Origin of the sequence: Bartonella gabonensis, from assembly GCF_903679515.1 — a bacterium.
GTDB classification, from domain to species: Bacteria; Pseudomonadota; Alphaproteobacteria; order Rhizobiales; family Rhizobiaceae; genus Bartonella; species Bartonella gabonensis.
Genome location: NZ_CAHOYM010000005.1, coordinates 47,091 through 66,129, shown reverse-complemented (window position 1 = coordinate 66,129; position 19,039 = coordinate 47,091). Strand labels below are relative to the sequence as shown.

14 protein-coding genes, 2 tRNA genes and 1 pseudogene are annotated in these 19,039 nt (G+C 36.9%); 10 read left to right on the top strand and 7 right to left on the bottom strand.

Annotated elements, in window-relative coordinates; all coding sequences use genetic code 11:
• Window positions 1-230 (top strand): annotated as a pseudogene (locus HWX04_RS02305) (lysozyme); the annotation flags it as partial.
• Window positions 231-271: 41 nt separating this feature from the next.
• Complete coding sequence (locus HWX04_RS02300; RefSeq protein ID WP_175868624.1) at window positions 272-502, top strand: hypothetical protein; 231 nt, start codon at window positions 272-274, stop codon at window positions 500-502.
• Window positions 503-525: 23 nt separating this feature from the next.
• On the opposite strand, the gene HWX04_RS02295 is transcribed toward HWX04_RS02300, so the two are convergent.
• Both HWX04_RS02295 and HWX04_RS02290 read right to left on the bottom strand, forming a co-directional pair.
• Window positions 526-798: a type II toxin-antitoxin system YafQ family toxin gene (locus HWX04_RS02295; RefSeq protein WP_175868620.1), complete on the bottom strand. Its 273-nt coding sequence runs from the start codon at window positions 796-798 to the stop codon at window positions 526-528.
• A gap of 1 nt (window position 799) precedes the next feature.
• Window positions 800-1,057, bottom strand: a complete 258-nt coding sequence (locus HWX04_RS02290; RefSeq protein WP_175868619.1) for a type II toxin-antitoxin system RelB/DinJ family antitoxin — start codon at window positions 1,055-1,057, stop codon at window positions 800-802.
• A gap of 206 nt (window positions 1,058-1,263) precedes the next feature.
• Here HWX04_RS02290 and HWX04_RS02285 point away from each other — a divergent pair, with 206 nt between their 5' ends.
• Window positions 1,264-1,632, top strand: coding sequence for a helix-turn-helix domain-containing protein (locus HWX04_RS02285; protein ID WP_175868618.1), 369 nt, complete (start codon window positions 1,264-1,266; stop codon window positions 1,630-1,632).
• 99 nt (window positions 1,633-1,731) lie between these two features.
• Here the strand turns inward: HWX04_RS02285 and HWX04_RS02280 are convergent.
• A tRNA-Phe gene (locus HWX04_RS02280) sits at window positions 1,732-1,807 on the bottom strand.
• 400 nt (window positions 1,808-2,207) lie between these two features.
• Between HWX04_RS02280 and HWX04_RS02275 the strand changes: the two genes are divergently transcribed.
• The 3 genes from HWX04_RS02275 (at window position 2,208) to HWX04_RS02265 (ending at window position 6,712) form a co-directional block, all read left to right on the top strand.
• Window positions 2,208-3,371: a phosphoserine transaminase gene (locus HWX04_RS02275; protein ID WP_175868617.1), complete on the top strand. Its 1,164-nt coding sequence runs from the start codon at window positions 2,208-2,210 to the stop codon at window positions 3,369-3,371.
• Window positions 3,372-3,764: 393 nt separating this feature from the next.
• The gene (locus HWX04_RS02270) at window positions 3,765-5,054 is read left to right on the top strand and encodes an adenylosuccinate synthase (protein WP_175868616.1); all 1,290 of its coding nucleotides are present in this window, start codon (window positions 3,765-3,767) and stop codon (window positions 5,052-5,054) included.
• A gap of 236 nt (window positions 5,055-5,290) precedes the next feature.
• On the top strand, window positions 5,291-6,712 hold the full coding sequence (locus HWX04_RS02265; RefSeq protein WP_175868615.1) for a hypothetical protein: 1,422 nt from the start codon (window positions 5,291-5,293) through the stop codon (window positions 6,710-6,712).
• A 194-nt stretch (window positions 6,713-6,906) separates the two neighbouring features.
• Here the strand turns inward: HWX04_RS02265 and rpoH are convergent, their stop codons facing one another.
• From rpoH to HWX04_RS02250, 3 genes are all read right to left on the bottom strand, one after another.
• On the bottom strand, window positions 6,907-7,791 hold the full coding sequence (rpoH, locus tag HWX04_RS02260) for an RNA polymerase sigma factor RpoH (protein WP_175868614.1): 885 nt from the start codon (window positions 7,789-7,791) through the stop codon (window positions 6,907-6,909).
• A 148-nt stretch (window positions 7,792-7,939) separates the two neighbouring features.
• A complete protein-coding gene (locus HWX04_RS02255; RefSeq protein ID WP_175868613.1) occupies window positions 7,940-8,944 on the bottom strand; it encodes an RluA family pseudouridine synthase in 1,005 nt (334 codons plus the stop codon).
• Window positions 8,945-8,974: 30 nt separating this feature from the next.
• Window positions 8,975-10,405, bottom strand: coding sequence for an aldehyde dehydrogenase family protein (locus tag HWX04_RS02250; protein ID WP_175868612.1), 1,431 nt, complete (start codon window positions 10,403-10,405; stop codon window positions 8,975-8,977).
• A gap of 460 nt (window positions 10,406-10,865) precedes the next feature.
• Here HWX04_RS02250 and HWX04_RS02245 point away from each other — a divergent pair, with 460 nt between their 5' ends.
• Window positions 10,866-13,457 (top strand): DNA translocase FtsK, encoded by a 2,592-nt coding sequence (locus tag HWX04_RS02245; RefSeq protein ID WP_175868611.1) that lies wholly within the window; start codon window positions 10,866-10,868, stop codon window positions 13,455-13,457.
• 1,085 nt (window positions 13,458-14,542) lie between these two features.
• Complete coding sequence (locus HWX04_RS02240) at window positions 14,543-16,243, top strand: PAS domain-containing sensor histidine kinase (RefSeq protein WP_175868610.1); 1,701 nt, start codon at window positions 14,543-14,545, stop codon at window positions 16,241-16,243.
• 18 nt (window positions 16,244-16,261) lie between these two features.
• Here HWX04_RS02240 and mscL read toward each other — a convergent pair whose 3' ends face one another.
• A complete protein-coding gene (mscL, locus tag HWX04_RS02235; protein WP_175868609.1) occupies window positions 16,262-16,672 on the bottom strand; it encodes a large conductance mechanosensitive channel protein MscL in 411 nt (136 codons plus the stop codon).
• Between the two features lie 607 nt (window positions 16,673-17,279).
• On the opposite strand from mscL, the gene HWX04_RS02230 reads away from it, so the two are divergent.
• Complete coding sequence (locus HWX04_RS02230; RefSeq protein WP_175868608.1) at window positions 17,280-18,362, top strand: quinone-dependent dihydroorotate dehydrogenase; 1,083 nt, start codon at window positions 17,280-17,282, stop codon at window positions 18,360-18,362.
• 137 nt (window positions 18,363-18,499) lie between these two features.
• A tRNA-His gene (locus tag HWX04_RS02225) sits at window positions 18,500-18,576 on the top strand.
• Window positions 18,577-19,039 lie beyond the last annotated feature (463 nt).

The window sequence follows — 19,039 nt, the reverse complement described above, 5'->3', positions numbered from 1 at the left end:
GGGCAAAAGGGTCTTACATTGCTTCAAATTATCAACGGGTAGAAACGAAGGAGGCAACGGGTCTTTTAAAGATAGAGGCGTTAGCGCCGATTATCGGGTCTTGTTCTGGATTTGGCGGTTTTTTGGTCGGCAATGGACCGATTCAATGGGCATTAGCAGGGATTATGGTTTTAGCCGCGTGTACAGGACTAGTGATTGTCGCCAAGCGGTTTAAGGAACAGCGCTTGTGATTGTTTTGATCAAAAGCTTTAACAACAGGGAGCACGCTTATGTGGTTGGCAAAATGAGGTGCAAGGAAAGTAAGAAGGAACGAGATCTCTCAGAAACAGAACAACAGCTTCTTCATGAGATGATAGAAACCTATCAAGGCTTAAAGATGATGTCATGCATCATGAAGTGGTTAGCCTTCATTGTTTTTATGTTTGTCATGGATTTTTCTCGTTTCATAGACGCGCTAGAGAATAGCTTCTCACACTTAAAAAAATGGATAACCAAGAGTTAAAGTATTTTTAATTTTTTATACAATTATTCTTTGAAAAGGTCGGAGTGAGTTCCAGTGCGAATAAGATGTAATTTATCTCCTTCAACTCGATAAATAAGCAGCCAATTTGGTTCGATATGACTATCATGACATCCAGCCCAATCGCCTTTTAGGGGATGATCACAATAATGTCTTGGTAATGGTTTTTCTTCAATTAGTAGACTCAATAGTGTACGCAGCTTATTCATATCTTTACCGCGTTTTTCCGCCTTGCGCACGTCACGCTTAAATTGTCGTGAGCGAACAGGTATCAGCATATTAAATGCCTAAGTCCTTAAAAAGGGCATCAGCGTTTTTAAATGTCTCACCTTTACCCTCGTCTAACTCTTTTATAGCTTTACGTGTGACACTATTAGGTACTTTAAGCTCAAAAGGTAAACAACCTTCTTCAGCGACACGCAAGAATGTTATGCGGATAAGGTCTGATGCACTTAGTCCCATGCGTTCCAAAGTAATCATAGCTTGTTTTTTCATTTCAACAGGAATGCGAGCGCGAACAACAGAATCGGCTTTCATGATTGGTACCTCCATTCATAACCTTTATTATAATGTAGCTACATTGTGGATTCAAGTCAATTTTTTAGAATTAGAGACCCTTTGGACATCTGGTATGGCAAAAAAAACACCTCGAAAAGAAGTTTTGATTCGCAATAATTGAAGAAAGTTTTGAAAAGATTTGTTAGAATCAGAAGAAATATTTCTTCTCTAGCAGGACTTTTTATATGGTTACATCATTTGGCAAAATTTTACGCAAAATTCGCGTTGATCACTCAGAACGTCTTTTAGATATGGCTAAGAAATTAGACGTATCTGTATCATTTTTATCTTCTGTTGAGATTGGTAAAAGGTCTGTACCGGTTGGTATGGAAGTCAAAATCATACAATTATATGATTTAGATCAAAAGGAAGCATTACTTTTAAGAAAAGAAGCCTATACATGTCGAAGGAGTTTTACAATAAAACCTTCTGATACATGCAGATGTGAAATTGTTGGTATGTTTGTTAGAAATTTAGAGAATTTTTCACAACAAGACTTAACAAAATTTAAAAAATTGTTAGAGAAATTTGATAAAAAAGCAGGCGTCCTATAGAGGCATATTACAAAATCCTATTCCCTTACGTTTATTAACGCACCCCTCACTTAAAAAATACTAATAAAAACAATAAATTATTAGGAATAAAAAAGAGAGTGGTGCCCAGACGCGGATTCGAACCACGGACACGCGGATTTTCAGTCCGCTGCTCTACCTACTGAGCTATCTGGGCATTCTTCATAAAAAATATAGAGCGTGTGCGGTTATAACATTAAAATTTTCTCTGTCCAGTCATCAAAAGAAAAATAATTGATTTTTTAATAAGTTTATCTCCCTATTCTAGAGAGTTATTAATGAATCTTTATCATAAAATAAACTTGATAGGTATGTTGTGATACATTAGTGTATTATTATCAGAATGCTATCTTATCGTAGTGATGATACGAAAAAATTAAAAGAATCAATTGAGAGGCATGATTAAGAAAGATTTTTTTACAAAGTTTCCGTGAATTTTAAGCCTACGAAATAATAGAAAACATTTTTGATTTTTTTCTAAAAAGACTCTTGAGTAGTCTTTATAACAATTTGTTTTTCTTTATAAAGAAAGCAAGGCATCTAAAAGGGGAGAAATAATGATAATGTTACAAAAACCAAGCAGTCGTCCCAATAATACTAATTTTTCTTCAGGTCCTTGTAGCAAACGGCCTGGTTGGACTTTTGATGTTCTGAAAAATGCATTAGTTGGGCGTTCGCATAGATCGAGAGAAGCAGAATTAAAACTTGCTGAAGTTATTAATTTAACCCGTGAGATTCTTGAGGTTCCTTCTGATCATCGTATAGGAATTATGCCAGGTTCAGATACTGGTACTGTTGAAGCTTCTCTATGGTCTTTATTAGGTGAGCGTGGCATTGATATGGCGGCGTGGGAAAGTTTTGGATTTGGGTGGAATAAAGATGTTGTTGAGCAATTAAAGCTTTCTGATGTGCGTCGTTTTGAAGCTCCATATGGTGAAATACCAGATTTAACACAACTTGATTTTGATCGTGATGTTGTTTTTACATGGAATGGAACAACTTCTGGTGTGCGTATTCCTAATGCGGATTTCATTCCAGATACGCGAGCAGGATTGACCATTTGTGACGCAACATCTGCAGCTTTTGCGCAATATCTTGATTTTTCAAAATTAGATGTTGTTACTTTTTCGTGGCAAAAAGTTTTGGGAGGTGAAGCAGCACATGGTATGGTGATTTTAAGTCCTCGTGCTGTTGAGAGGCTTGAGAATCATGTTCCAGCTTGGCCTATGCCTCAACTTTTTTGTATGACAAAAAATGGAAAATTGAACGAAGATATTTTTAAAGGAAAGATAATCAATACGCCTTCTATGCTTTGTGTTGAGGATTTTCTTGATGGGTTGAAGTGGGCAAAGTCTCTAGGAGGTGCAGCGGCATTAAGAGTACGGGTTGAAAAAAACTTTTCTGTACTTGATGCTTTTGTTCGTAAAACACCATGGTTAGAATATTTGGCAAAAGATCCTGAAGTGCGTTCTAACACATCTATTTGTTTAGATATTGTGGATCCAGTGGTTACGGCTTTAGATACTGAAAAACGAGTAGCTTTTATAAAAGCGATTGTGAAACGCCTTGATGAGGAAGGTGTTGCTTATGATATCGGTTCGTATCGTGATGCTCCTCCTGGACTTCGAATTTGGGCGGGTATAACAATCGAGGCTTCCGACCTTGAAATTTTAACACAATGGCTTGAATGGGCGTTCCAAGTTGAAAAAGCACAACTTTAAATAATGACAGGTGATTTTCACAACGCGTTTTTAAACAGAAAAGAAAAAGAATACGAGAGATTATGATGATCTTTCGTATTCTTGTATCAGACAAACTACTTCTAAATAATGTTACTTCAATTGTAAAAGATTAAGAGGAAAAATGAATGTTTTGGCAGGTGTTGGGTAAAGCCCGAATTGAAATCTCTCATTTTTTATTTTTTATAACAAAAATGACAGATTTAGAATATTTGGGTCTTCGCTTATCTTTAATTATCATAAATTTGAAAATTTAATTCCTTGAAGATTGAGAAAAATCTGAAATGAGGAGTCGCACTTGCTCTAAGGTTTCGTTATAAAGAAGTATTTGTTTTTGAAGGCTGGTTTTTTTGACCAAAAACGACGGAGAAAGTTATGGGCAATGTAGTTGTTGTCGGTACACAATGGGGTGATGAAGGCAAAGGTAAAATTGTAGATTGGTTGTCTGAGCGCGCAGATATTGTGGTGAGATATCAAGGGGGGCATAATGCTGGCCACACATTGGTTATTGATGGAGTGAGTTATAAATTATCACTTTTACCGTCTGGTTTAGTTCGTGGGAAGTTATCAATCATTGGTAATGGTGTTGTTGTTGATCCTCATCATTTTGTTGCAGAATTGAAAAAACTCTGTGATCAGGGTATAAAAATTACACCAGAAATTTTACGGATTGCTGAAAATGCTCCCTTAATTCTTTCTTTGCATCGTGATCTTGATGCAATTCGAGAAAGTGGTTTATCGGGTTTAAAGATTGGGACAACAAAACGCGGTATTGGGCCTGCTTATGAAGACAAGGTGGGACGTCGTGCTATCCGAGTGATGGATTTAGCAGAAAAAGATACGCTTATGGCTAAGATTGAGCGGCTTTTGGGACATCATAATGCTTTGCGTCGTGGGATGGGGGTTGCAGAGATTGATTCTCAAGCGCTTTATGATGAATTGATGCAAGTTGCAGATAAAATTCTGCCCTTTATGGATTGTACGTGGCATTTTTTAGATGAAGGTTATCGGGAGGGTAAGCACATTCTTTTTGAAGGGGCGCAAGGTGCTTTACTCGATAATGATTTTGGAACTTATCCTTATGTAACATCATCGAATACAGTTGCAGGGCAGGCATGTACAGGATCTGGGATGGGACCTAGAGTCATTCATTATGTTTTGGGTATTGCAAAAGCTTATACCACACGTGTTGGAGAAGGGCCGTTTCCGACAGAGCAGATAAATGATATTGGTGAATTTCTTGGGACACGTGGGCATGAATTTGGTGTTGTAACGGGTCGAAAGCGTCGATGTGGTTGGTTTGATGCAGTTTTAGTCCGTCAGATGGTCGCAATTTGTGGTGTTCAAGGTATAGCATTGACGAAACTTGATGTTCTGGATGGTTTGGATGAAATAAAAATTTGTATTGGTTATGAGCTTGATGGTAAAAAGATTGATTATTTACCTTCTTCCATGGGAACTCAAGCCCGTGTAAAGCCTATTTATGAAACATTAGAAGGTTGGAAGGAAAAAACAGCTCATGCATTGAGGTGGGAAGATTTACCAGTGCAGGCTGTTAAATATATACGCTATATCGAAGAACTGATTAATACAAAAGTAGCTTTATTATCCACGAGTCCAGAACGTGAAGATACTATTCTTATTACAGATCCTTTTGCAAATTGATGATTGGTTTTAGGTTTCATATAGATTCCTTGTTCATTTCTGTGTCTTTTAACAAACAGCGTTTTAAAGAGCGGGTGAGAGAAAGGTGTAAAATAACATTGTTTATTTTTCATATTCATTTTACATTATTACGGTAGTTGCACCAATATAAATGACAATTAATATATGAGGCTAAAAGGTGTTTTGGCTTTAGGGCTGGGGTTTCTTTTCTCAGTTTAAGAGAGATTATAGAGGACATGGTAGATTTCGTTGGAATCTTAAAAAAGGCAATTAATGCGCAAGGTAATATTACACCACAAGTGCGTAAGCGGATTTATAAACGGGCTATCGAAACATTAGAACATCAATTTTTAACAGCGAAAATACCGCAAGCAATAGCAGATGAACAAAGAAAGATTCTTCAAAGTGCTATTACAAATGTTGAAGAAGAATATTTAGCAGTTGAAAAGAAGTTGCTTTCTTCAGTTATTGGGTGGAATCTCACAAATATAAATGAAGATAAAAAATATACAGAAGAAACCATATTACCAAAGAATAATGAATTTTCAGGGGGCAACACAAAAAACAAGCAGGATTTTGTGATACGTTCAAAGGATAACAAGGTATTTGATGTTCCTTATCTATCAGATATGCCAGAAGCAGAGCCTGTTCATATGGAGGCTTATTTGCCTTTTGAGCATGTTAATCGCTGTACGTTAAAGGTTTCTCCTTCACAAGAAGATAATCCGCATATTGTTTCGCATATTTTTTCTCAAGCGTTACGTCGTGCTAATAAATCATTGGTGCAAAGGCGTATTGTCATAAGTGCTGTTTCTGTTGTAAGTTTTGTTGTTTTAACTGTTGGTATTTTTTTGATTGGAGAGCGTGTATTTGTATCAAATGTTCCTCAATTGTTAGAAGAAAATATTCAAGCTTCTCATGGAGGCCCCAAGGCACTTTCGGTTAAGAGAAAGTTAACACAACGTTTATTAGAGGATGGGAGTGAAGTTGATGTTGGTTTAAAACAAGCGGCAGATTCTTCCGATGAAGAAGGAATCTCAACAGTTGTTGCCGGCAATTTGCAATCGCTTGAAAAATCAGGGGAAGCTGTTTTTTATCAAGAACGTACAAATTATGAGGCAGAAAAGGTAGCAACGGGAAGCGCTCGCTGGACGCTTATAAGGAAATCTCATGTAAAGGGCGCTCCAGAAGAAATGGCTATACAAGGTGATATAACAATTCCCGATGAAGGGCTATCATTACGGTTAATTGTACGTCGTAATACCGATCAGTCATTTCCTGCAGCATATATTATGGACCTTATTTTTATTCTTTCTGATAAATTTTCAGGTAAAGCTATAAGCAATGTTCAAGCTTTAACCTTTAAAGCGAGTGAACAAGCCATTGGGCAGGTTTTAACAAGAACTATTTCTGCAAAGATTAATGATGATTTTTTTCTTGTTGCATTGAGTAAGAATCATCCATTTCTCAATCGAAATTTACAATTGATGCGAGAATTGCATTGGATGCGTTTGGTATTAACGGATAAAAACGGACGCATAAACGAATTAACCTTTGCAAAAGGTCCAACGGGTGAGTCTATTTTTAATGAAGTTATTGGAAAATGGCTTACACAACAAGATAGACTAACGGTCCTTGGTCAAAAAAATAAAACATAGATGCAAATGAGATAAAAAGTTATTTTTCATCATCCGTTTTTATCATTTACACCTAAACGTATTCAATAAAGTTTACACGTCAATAACTTAAAAAATTTGAGAAATTCATTTACCAATATAAAGCCAATAGACGCCTTGCTCATTTCCAATTTAAGAATATGCAAGCAATTGGCTTTATACCTAATTTTAGAGTCTTATACTTGGCTTTGAGATAAAGCAGAATCTCTGATAGAGTTTTGTACTTTTTCAAATGCCCGCATTTCAATCTGTCTCACGCGTTCTCGACTAATGTTAAATTCACCAGAGAGTTCTTCTAGAGTTAATGGTATATCATTTAAACGACGTGCTTTGAATATACGCCTTTCGCGTTCATTGAGATTGTCCATGGCATTGACAAGCATAGAACGACGATTTTCTAATTCACTTTTTTCAATTAAAATTTGTTCTTGATTGTTAGATTCATCTACCAACCAATCTTGCAACTCACTGTTTTCTCCTTCTTTTGTGCGAAGAGGAGCGTTGAGTGAAGCATCACCACCAAGGCGGCGATTCATCGATACAACTTCATCCTCTGTGACATTCAACTGGGTCGCAATTTCTTTTACTTGTTCTGTATTGAGATCACCGTTATCAAGTGCTTGAAGTTTATTTTTTAACTTACGAAGATTGAAAAACAAGCGCTTTTGATTAGCGGTTGTCCCCATTTTCACCAAACTCCAAGACCGCAATACATATTCTTGGATTGATGCTTTAATCCACCATATTGCATAAGTCGCAAGACGAAAACCACGCTCTGGTTCAAAACGCTTAACTGCTTGCATGAGTCCAATATTGCCTTCTGAAATAACTTCCCCAATAGGGAGTCCATAACCCCGATATCCCATCGCGATTTTAGCAACAAGACGCAAATGGCTGGTGACCAGCTTATGTGCAGCTTTTAGATCATTATGCTCACGATAACGCTGAGCGAGCATATATTCTTCTTTTGGCTCAAGCATTGGAAAACGCCGCACTTCTTCTAAGTAACGGTTTAATCCGCCATCACCTGTGATTACTGATAACAAATTCATCTGGGCCATATAGCACCCTCCTTTTATCTGAATTCCCTGATAAGGCAAATTCTATGTTTAAGATAGCCAACTATCCTTATAACTTCACTGTAGCATATTTTTCGATTTTGTTCAAAAAAAGATATTTTATTGTGAAGTCTTGAAACGGAGAAAAGTTTCAATTCATTTTTTTAAAGTGCTTAATAAGTTTAGCCATATCTTGAGGCATCGGTGCGGAAAACGACATAACTCTACCGGTAGAAGGGTGTTCAAAAGTAAGACTTGCAGCATGGAGTGCTTGTCGGTTGAATTGATCGATTGCCTCTTTAATAGTGGGATTAAGAGCATTTGATTTTGTTTTAAAAGTATTTCCATAAACCGTATCACCGACGAGTGGATGTCCGATATGCGCCATATGAACACGGATTTGATGGGTCCGTCCGGTTTCCAGACGACATTCTAGAAGGCTAGCAAAAGACGTCGAGTCTGCAAGAGTACCATATTTTTCAAGCAGAGAAAAATGTGTAACAGCATGACGAGCATGAGGGTTTTGGTTATGGACGACAGCTTGTTTTGTTCGGTTATGGGGCGAACGGCCAAGGGAGGCATCAATTGTCCAGACATTGCGGTGAGGTATTCCCCAAATCAAGGCATGATAGTGTCGATCTAATGCGCAGGTCCGTCCATGATCAGAAAATTGAGCACTCAGACTTTTGTGAGCCAGATCATTTTTTGCAACAACCATAACACCGCTTGTATTTTTATCAAGACGATGGACAATGCCAGGGCGTTTAACACCACCTATACCAGATAAACTATTTCCACAGTGGTAAATAAGGGCATTAACCAATGTACCAGTCCAATTGCCATTGCCAGGATGAACAACAAGACCGGCTGGTTTGTTAATAACAATGACATGATCATCTTCAAAAAGGATGTCTAATGCAATGGCTTCAGCGCTAGGTTCTGCATCACGAAGGTCAGGCATTGCCAATTCAATTATTTGGTTCGCTTTTAATTTTGTTTTTGGTTCTTTTATAAATTGACCATCAATTGTAAGACAGCCCTCGCGAATGAGGGTTTGCAAACGTGAACGTGAGAGCACATTATGATATTGTTTTGCGAGCCACTGATCGAGACGTTGCCCAAGAGCACCTTCATCCGTTATTTTCTGTATAACCATACGATTCCTATTAAGTTTTTAATAAGATTTTTACCAGTATGAAATTGCTTTGCTATCGAGAAATTCTTTAATTCCCCAATGTCCCCCTTCACGGGCGCGCCCAGAGAATTTTACACCTCCAAAGTAGCTTCCATCAGGTAATCCATGTCCGTTAACTTCCACCATACCGGATCGTACTTGTGCCGCAATACGACGACATTTATTGCGATCTTGCGATTGAATATAGTTTGTAAGACCATACTCAGTGTCATTTGCTAAAGCGATGGCTTCTTCTTCTGTACTAAAGGCAAGAATCGAGAGAACTGGACCAAAGATTTCTTCTTTGAAAATACGCATATGAGGTTTTACATCAGCAAAGACTGTTGGACGGACATAATAACCGCGTTCCATCCCTATAGGTAAACCAGTACCACCCGCAACAAGAGTTGCCCCTTCATCAATTCCCGATTGGATAAGATCTTGAATTTTGTAATATTGTTGTTTTGAAACGACTGGGCCAATATGATTACCTTCTTGGCAGTTTGGTCCTATTTTTGTGGTTTCTGCGATATATTTGGCTATTTTGATGGCTTTGTCATAGATGTTCTGTTCTACAAGCATGCGAGTCGGTGCATTACAACTTTGTCCACTATTATGAAAGCAATGTCGTACACCACGCTGAATAGCATCTGAGTCGGCATCAGCAAAGATAATATTAGCGCCTTTTCCTCCAAGTTCTAAACAGACTCTTTTTAAAGTAGCGCTAGCATTTTTAGAAATATCTTTTCCTGCTCTGGTTGAACCAGTAAAGCTGATCATTTCTAGATCTGGATGTGCTGAAAGATAAGAGCCGACAGTTGCACCATCACCATTGATTAAATTAAAAACACCAGCAGGAAGCGCGGCTTCATCTAAAATTTCAGCAAAAAGCATAGCAGAAAGAGGCGCAATTTCAGAAGGTTTTAACACCATGGTACAGCCCGCCAAGAGAGCGGGGATAACTTTAAGAGTGACTTGATTCATGGGCCAATTCCATGGCGTAATTAATCCTACGACGCCGATAGGGTCGTAGTGAAGGATTGCTTTCTCATTTCCCTTTATTAAAGTTTCTTGGAACGAAAACTCTTTATAAGCTTCGATAAAATCGCGAATGTGGGAACCGCCGGCTGCGGTTTGCGCATTAAGCGCCATATCAATCGGTGCTCCCATTTCCATTGAAATGGTTTTAGCCATGTCTTTGGAACGTTTTTCATAGATCTCTAAAATTTTTTCAACAAATCCAAGACGCTCGTGAGGTAGAGTTGTTTTCCATTCTTGAAACGCTTCTTTCGCTGCGTTAATTGCTTTATCGGCATCTTTTGTGCTTCCAAGGCTAATGACAGCACAAGCTTCTTCTGTTGATGGATTAATGACGTCAAAATCGTGAGGCGTACTTGGATCATCCCATAGACCATTGATATAAAATTTCCGTTTATTAAACATAATTTACTCCTTTTTTATTTGTATTTATGTAATCATGATTGTCTTAGTCTAAGCCTTTTTAAACGAGGATAACAAGGATAATCTTATGAAAACGCGAGAAGTTAGATTGTATTATGATCATCAAACATGGAGAGTTAAATAGAGCAATGCTTCTATAACTTTTTGTATTATTGGGACTAATTGTTTTTATGACATGGGAGGGAAAGAAAGGTACAGACAATTTTCTTGGCACTTTTTATCATGAAGTTTTCTTAAAAATAAACGGAATATGAACTATAGGATACCATAAACCTTAGCAATTTATTTCGTAAATCTTAAAAGGCAATATTTTGCATTTTGGCCTTATTTTTTTCATTAAAAAGTAACCATCAGCAAAAGGTTATTAACCTTCATATGATAGTTTCTATAAATTCTTTTTGAAAAGATCATTTTTCTCATTGCTATAAATTTGTTGGGTGCCATGCATAATTCGAAAACAAAATCTATTTCTTCGTCTTCTTTGACTGATGATGGTACGAAAAGTGCATCAAGAGAAGATTTATCTATGAAGATTACAGAGATATTTCCTTATCCAGAAGTGTGGAAAAAGGCATTTACCCTCGGAAAAAATGTCCGTTTTACGCGAACACCAGAAGTTGAAATTTTACGTCGTCGTATAGAAACAGATCCAATTTTTGCAAAACAATTTAAAATTTTTACAAAGCAAGATCGAAAAAACATCACAGACATTGTCCATTGTAACAAGAAGACAACAAACGTTTCATCGACAAAAAAAGTCATTAATCCCCAATCGATAGAGAATAAAACCTCAGTTGGTCATTCAATGGTTTTAAAGCAATTGTCACAGCAAGCTATGAGCAGACCATCAGCCAATATTCCCCTTGAGGAGGATAAACAAGGGATGGATAAACAAGAGCATGAGTTACATGTGAAAAATGTGCTCCAAAAAATAAATTCTGCTTTGCACCTTTCCGATAATGCATTTTTTGAGTGTGGATCTTTGATATTTGAACATGTGGATACTCAAACTTCCAAAGAGGATAACACACCGATTGATAAGTCAAATGAAATGATACCTGATGTCTCTTCTGCTTTTGATGAGTCAATAACGGCTCTTTATCGTGTTCTTGAATACCGTTTTCCGCAACTTTATGATTCAATCACATCAGAATCTCCAGCGGAAAGAATGAGAGGCGTTGAGCAAATTTCTGATTTAATGAATACGAATAATGAAGCTATGAAGAAGTCTAAAGAGTGTCATTCTAAGCTTTCTGTTGAAGATTCCTCCCATGTGTTAAATGATATTGAGGCGTTAAGTGATACTGGAGATACTATAGAGAATGAAGAAACCAATAAGATTATCGCCCATAATACTATCGATAGTATAACAAAGGATATCACAAAAAATTCAAAAGAGTTACCTGCGATGCAGGCAAACGATAAAACGAAAACATTGCAATCTACCCGTGCACCATTAGGCAATTACACTTCTGCTTTTTTGAAAAATATTCAACCTATTGACTGTGATGTTTATGAATTTCCTCCGATTAGTTTATTACAGAAACCTGTTTTTCATGAAGGGACGATGATTCCTCAGGAAACATTAGAACGTGGTGCTGGACTTTTGGAAAGTGTTTTGGAAGATTTTGGCATTAAGGGTGAAGTTATTCATGTTCATCCAGGGCCAGTTGTAACAATGTATGAATTTGAGCCTGCTGCGGGTGTCAAGTCATCGCGCGTTATTAATCTTTCTGATGATATTGCACGTTCGATGTCGGCTATTTCCACACGCGTTGCAGTCATTCCTGGACGGAATGTTATTGGGATTGAATTGCCTAATGCGGTTCGTGAAACTGTTTATTTACGGGAATTAATCCAAACGCGTTCTTTTCGTGAAAGTGAATTTAAACTTGCTCTTGCTTTGGGGAAAGGGATTAATGGTGAACCTGTTATTGCAGAATTAGCAAAAATGCCTCATTTATTGGTTGCAGGAACAACAGGATCAGGAAAATCTGTTGCAATTAATACAATGATTTTGTCGATTCTTTATCGTATGACGCCACAGCAATGTCGTTTGATTATGGTTGATCCTAAAATGTTAGAGCTTTCTGTTTATGATGGCATTCCACATCTTTTAACACCTGTTGTAACAGATCCTAAAAAAGCGGTAACTGCTTTAAAATGGGCGGTTCGTGAAATGGAAGAGCGTTATCGCAAAATGGCGAAATTAGGTGTGCGTAATATTGATGGTTTTAATGCACGCGTTGCACTTGCCGCTCAAAAAGGCGAAACGATCATGTGTACTGTACAGTCGGGTTTTGATAAAGAAACAGGGGCAATGCTTTATCATGAAGAAGCCATGGATCTCACGCAGCTTCCTTATATTGTCGTGATTGTTGATGAGATGGCTGATCTCATGATGGTGGCAGGGAAAGAAATAGAGAATGCTATTCAGCGCTTAGCGCAAATGGCACGTGCGGCAGGTATTCATCTTATTATGGCAACACAGCGTCCTTCTGTTGATGTTATCACCGGGACAATTAAAGCAAATTTTCCCACCCGAATTTCTTTTCAGGTCACATCAAAAATTGATAGTCGTACGATCTTAGGTGAACAAGGTGCTGAAACGCTGTTAGGTCAAGGAGATATGCTTCATATGGCAGGTGGAGGGCGTATTGTACGCGTTCATGGACCTTTTGTCTCTGATGAAGAGGTTGAATCGGTTGTTGCGCATCTTAAAATGCAAGGAAAACCTGATTATTTAGCAACGGTCACGGATAATGAAGACGAAAACAATGAGGATACTTCTGCTGATTCAACAGCTGAAGTTTCTGAGGAAGAAAATTTTTATGAAGAAAGTGAGAGACTTTATAACCAAGCTGTAAAGATTGTTATGCGTGATAAAAAATGTTCAACATCTTATATTCAGCGCCGTCTCTCAATCGGCTATAATAAAGCAGCTTCTCTTGTTGAACGTATGGAAGAAAAAGGCATTGTGGGAGCCGCTAATCATGTTGGAAAACGTGAAATTTTACTCAATGAAGGAAAATAAACGAGTATATTTAAAAAAGCACATTTTAAAATATGTGATTTTTAAAATGTCGGACAGTCATTATTTAAAGAGCAAATACGTGTTGTATTTTTTGAGAGTCATATTAAAAAATTGAATGGAGAGTAATAGAGCAATCTTTGGGATAACAAGTTGATATAAAAGGGCGGAGATGTTTTTAACATTTCTAGATGATCTTGGATGTCAAGAAATGAAATAAATCTTATAGGAGAACAGATGATTTTTGCTCTCTTTTCTGATTGAAAAAAAATCTTTGCGGTATTCTGGAAGTATTATAAGAAGAGTACCTAAAGTTATGGGGCGCTTTAAAGTGCTAAGGTGAATTTATGATCATTTGATATTCTTGGCACCAGATAAGGTATTTTTACGAGAATCTTTAATTTGAAAAAGAAATTTTTAATTTCTGGTTTTGATAATACAATATATTGCATTGTAATGATAATTTATCTTTATTCCTATTGAATAAAAGTCTCGAGTATCACAAGATTTTCTCATCTCAACTCTGTTTATATTGAAACAATCAAAACCGTTTTTTGTACATCATAGTAAAAGTGGTGGGGGGCAAAAAAGATTTAAAAGGAATAAAAAGACCTCTTATGAACGTTTTTAAACACAAGAACGACTGGCAACATTAGGAGCTGGACGAGTATAATAATGGTACGAGCGAACTCTTTGAGAAGGATAAAAAGGTAAAGCATAATGCCTTGATATTCTTTATGGGGACCTTTATATTACAACATCTACCGATGCTGCCATAAAATAAGCTTGGAATAAGATATTTCTTTAAGACAGGGATATGAATGCACAAAATAAGTATATTCTTCTGGGAATACTATTTTATGTGAGGGACATGTTTCTATTATTGTAACAAGCTTTATGACAATAATGGATGAATAAGCAACAATGTTGGAGGTTTTTTTTACTCTTGTCTTGTTGATGAAACAGACAAAATTTTGCTACAGATAATTGATAATGAGATATCATGTTATTTTAACGAGAGCAGGTATTTTACAATAAATGAACATTATGCGTTTGAAAGTCAGTCCAACACTTTTTTAGTTTTAGTGATGTCATTAAAAGCAGATGAGTTAAGTACAAATGAATTAGACTGTAAGCAAGAAGCTTTTTGTTTTATACCAGAGCTTTTGCCACGGCCTTTTACGTGGGAAATCGATCACAATGGTTTATTTTGTGAAGTTTCAAAAGAGCTAGCTGAAGTTGTTGGTCCTCTCTCTTCCTCTATTTTAGGCTGTAGTTTTCATGAGCTTGCTCATCAATTTAATGATGATCGATATCGGGTTCTTAGTCATTTTATTGAAGCAGCTATGCCGTGGAGTAAAGAGATTGTTCAATGGCCAGTTGATGGTTGCTCACAATGGCTTGATGCTGAATTATCGGCTTTGCCGATTTTTGATGTTAAAAAGCAGCTTAAGGGGTTCCGTGGCTTTGGTATTTTAAAAATACAAGAAAAAGTTCAAGAAAAAAGAGATGAAAATCTGGAGACGGAAATACCGCGTCTTACAGAGATAGAACGCTCAGCTTTTCGTGAAATTGCAGAGCAATTACGTGATGAATTGAATTCATCGGGAAAAGAAAAGAATCTTGTTGAAGAAACAGCTTTTCAATTACCATATCCACAAACATTGCCGGTAAATGCTCTAGAGCAAGCGTTCATAAAAGAACCCGCTGCAGTTTTATCATTGTTGGAGGCAGCAACAGATGGTGTTTTATGGTTAGATGAACAGGGCTTTATTCAATCGGTAAGTAAGCCCGCTTTAGCATTAATGGGGTATGAAATAGATGAGCTACGGGGACAGCCACTCTCTTCATTATTTACTTTGCAAAGCCGGGGTTTGGTTGAAAAATATTTTAAATTAATTCGTGTGAAAGGAAAAAATAAGGTTTTAAAGTGCAGAGAAACAGCTGATTTAATAACGAAAAATCATAAAAATAGAACCGTTCTTATTACGATTGTATTTTTGGCTCAGCACGGCAATTATGCTGTTATGTTGCGTGATATGACAAAAATAGTTCCATCAGAAGAAAAAAAAGCAGAAGAGAATAAAATCGTTGGAGTTGTTCATGAAATACGAACACCTCTGAATGTTCTTATTGGTTTTGCGGAAATTATGCAAGAAGGTCGTTTTGGATCGATAGAAAATGAACGTTATCATGGATATTTACGCGATATTATCTCTTCTGGAAAACATATATTATCATTGATTAATCAATTACTAGAATGTTCAAAGATTAATTATTCTGGTTCCAATAATCAGATTGATTCTTCCCTTATTTCTGAAACATTTGATGTGATATCTTGTTTACGTGCGACGATAGCTTTTCTTGAAACTCAAGCCAATCATAACGGCATTATCATGCGCATTGTTGCTCCACCGCATGTTCCATTTATTTCTGTATCACAACAAATGTTTCGCCAGATTATATGGAATCTTCTTTCCAACGCTATTCGTTTTACCCCCTTGGGGGGACAGATTATTGTTTACGCTTCTTATAGAAAAGAACGCGTAAAAATTTCAGTGAGTGATAATGGCATAGGGATGAGCGAAGAAGAAATTGCACAGGCATTGCAACCTTATGGTCAAGTAGAGCGCAAAGATGGCCGATCTGGTGACAGTGCTTTTATAGGAACAGGCTTAGGTCTTCCGATGTGTAAGGCAATGGTGGAAGAAAGTGGAGGAGAATTTTTATTGTTTTCAAAACCCAATCATGGAACAACTGTGGAAATGTTTTTCCCTCATGTTCCATGATGTAAGTCGTACATAAATTTACTTTTTCTTAGCGAGAAGATCCCTAATTTCTGTTAAAAGTTGTTCTTCTGAAGAGATTTTTTTTGGGGTTTCTCCTTCTTCTTTTCTACGCATTTTATTCATAGCTTTAACGAATAAGAAAAGAACCCAAGCAATAATGAGAAAATTGATAAGTAAAGTGATAAAATTCCCATAGCTAATAGTTGCTCCAGCTGCTTTAGCGGCACTCAAAGTCGCCTGCTTTTCGCCAGCAAGTTGAAGAAACATATTAGAAAAATCAATTCCACCTGTAATAAGTCCAATGACGGGCATAAAAATATCATTGACAATTGAGTTGACTAAGCCACCAAAAGCACCCCCGATAATCACACCAATCGCAAGATCAATCATATTACCTTTTAGGGCAAATTCTTTGAATTCTTTAAGCATTGCAGTTTCCCCTTTGTTAAGCGATATACGGTAAATTACTTACCGCTTTTGATGAAAAAGGAAAGGGCAGATTTTATTTTTAAAATTATACTACAACAATAATCTTATTTTCCAAGAACTTTATGAGCCTTAATAAAAGGGCTCAGTCATCAGGAAGCTTCGCGAATGAAGTATTGTATATTGGTGTAAAAAGAGAACTGAGAATAAAAAAATTATATTTCAGCCCTGATGGAAAAAATGACCGATGGAATTAAGAGTAAGACTTATAATTTATCCCCCCTGAATCTAAGAAAGCGATAGAGTAATTAGGGGGAAAAAGCTTATATAAAAGCTATACTTTGTACTTTCCATGCTAGGGGAAAACAGCTTTATAGCGCAAGCTTTATTTTTATTGGAAACAATATTGTACAAAGGAATTGAGCGAATAGAGATAATTTTTTCTATTCAGGGTTCGTAAAAATTCGCGTGAATGACGATGATGTGATGAACTTTCTTATGGAAGGGGGATATTACTTGAATAATATGCTCTCTTTATTGGCGATCTTTTTATGTTAATAAGGTGTATGTGAGGTACGATGGATCATTTTTATGTTGTGGAGAAGGATTGATGAGTTTTTTTCGTTGTATTGGCCGTTCCGCTTTATTTATGTTGGATCCAGAACATGCGCACCGTTTAGCGATTGTCGGATTGAAAAGTGGATTAAATAGTTGTCAAAAGGTTGTCGATAAGCGACTGTGTGTAACTATTGCAGGGCTTGAGTTTAAAAATTTTATTGGTCTTTCGGCGGGGTTTGATAAAAATGCAGAAGTTGTTGATGAAATTTTTCGTTTAGGATTTGGTTTTACAGAAATTGGAACAGTGACACCAAAGCCTCAGATTGGAAATCCTAAACCACGGCTTTTTCGTTTAAAAGAAGATGAAGCGATTATTAATAGAATGGGTTTTAATAATGACGGACATCAAGTTGTTTACGACAGACTGCGGACATGTAAAAAAACGGGTATTGTAGGAGTCAATATTGGAGCCAATAAGGATACGGTTAATAAGATTGACGATTATGCTGTTGGCATTGCTCATTTTTATGACGTTGCGGATTATTTTACGGTTAATATTTCTTCTCCCAATACACCAGGTTTGCGTGATTTACAGGCTCGTGATAGTTTGCATCTTTTGTTGAATGCCATTTCGCAAGCGCGAGAGGAGCAAGAGAAAAGATGTGGATTCTCGATACCCATTTTTTTAAAAATTGCTCCAGATTTATCAGAGAAAGAATTGGACGATATTGCTGAAGAAATAAAACTTTCTGATTTTGATGGACTCATTGTTTCCAATACGACTCTTTCACGCCGAAGTCTTAAAGATAGTCATTTCAGCAATGAAGGGGGGGGGCTTTCTGGACGTCCACTTTTTGAGCGGTCTACTATTGTGCTTGCAAAGATGCGTCAAAAGTTAGGCAAGAAGATTGCAATTATTGGTGTTGGCGGTGTAAAGGATGCAAAAACCGCTTTGGAAAAAGTAAAAGCAGGTGCAGATTTAATCCAATTATATAGTGGGATGGTTTATGAAGGTCCAAATCTTACCATAACGATTCTGAAAGAGATTTTGCAGATGATGCAACAAGATGGTGTTGATAACATAAAAGACTATAGAGATCATAGTCTTGAGCATTGGGCAAAATTTCCTTTGTAAAAAATATTTTTTCTTCACAAAAAATTGCGAGATTTTTTTAAAGGGGCTTGCAAACTTTGTTGATCTTCCTTATGTCACATAAGCAAAGAATAAATGTTTACAAAATCGTGAATATTTATGATAGATTTGCTTTTTATGCGGTTGTAGCTCAGTTGGTTAGAGCGCTGGTTTGTGGCACCAGAGGTCGTAGGTTCAAATCCCACCAACCGTACCATTTATCTTGTTACAACTTTTCTAATTCTTATTTAGTTTTAGTACGATTTTTGCTGTGGTTAAAAGTCACAGTTAACGGTTATCGGCTTTTTTTTCGTTTGAGCCGTCACAGAGCAAAGATCTTGCGTGGGTGATTTTATGCGTTTTTTGCCAAAAATGTCCAATTTTTCTAAAAGAGCGGAGACTTTGTTGAAGAAGGTCTCAGCTCATTTTCCCCTTGGTTTTCAAGCTATTATAAAAATAGCATTTTTTGAAGTTTGAATGCACCTCATGGGGTACAGATAAGATACGAACCGATGAACTTCATTGAGAAGAAACTATAAGTCGCATCTAACTCCTTGTTTATTAAGCCTAAATTTGTCATTATGGCAGAATATAGCATCTTATATTTATTCTAACATAGGGGAGCGCCGATATAACGATTATAGCGGGTGAGAATAAAATAGAGGGTTTAAGTCAAAGTC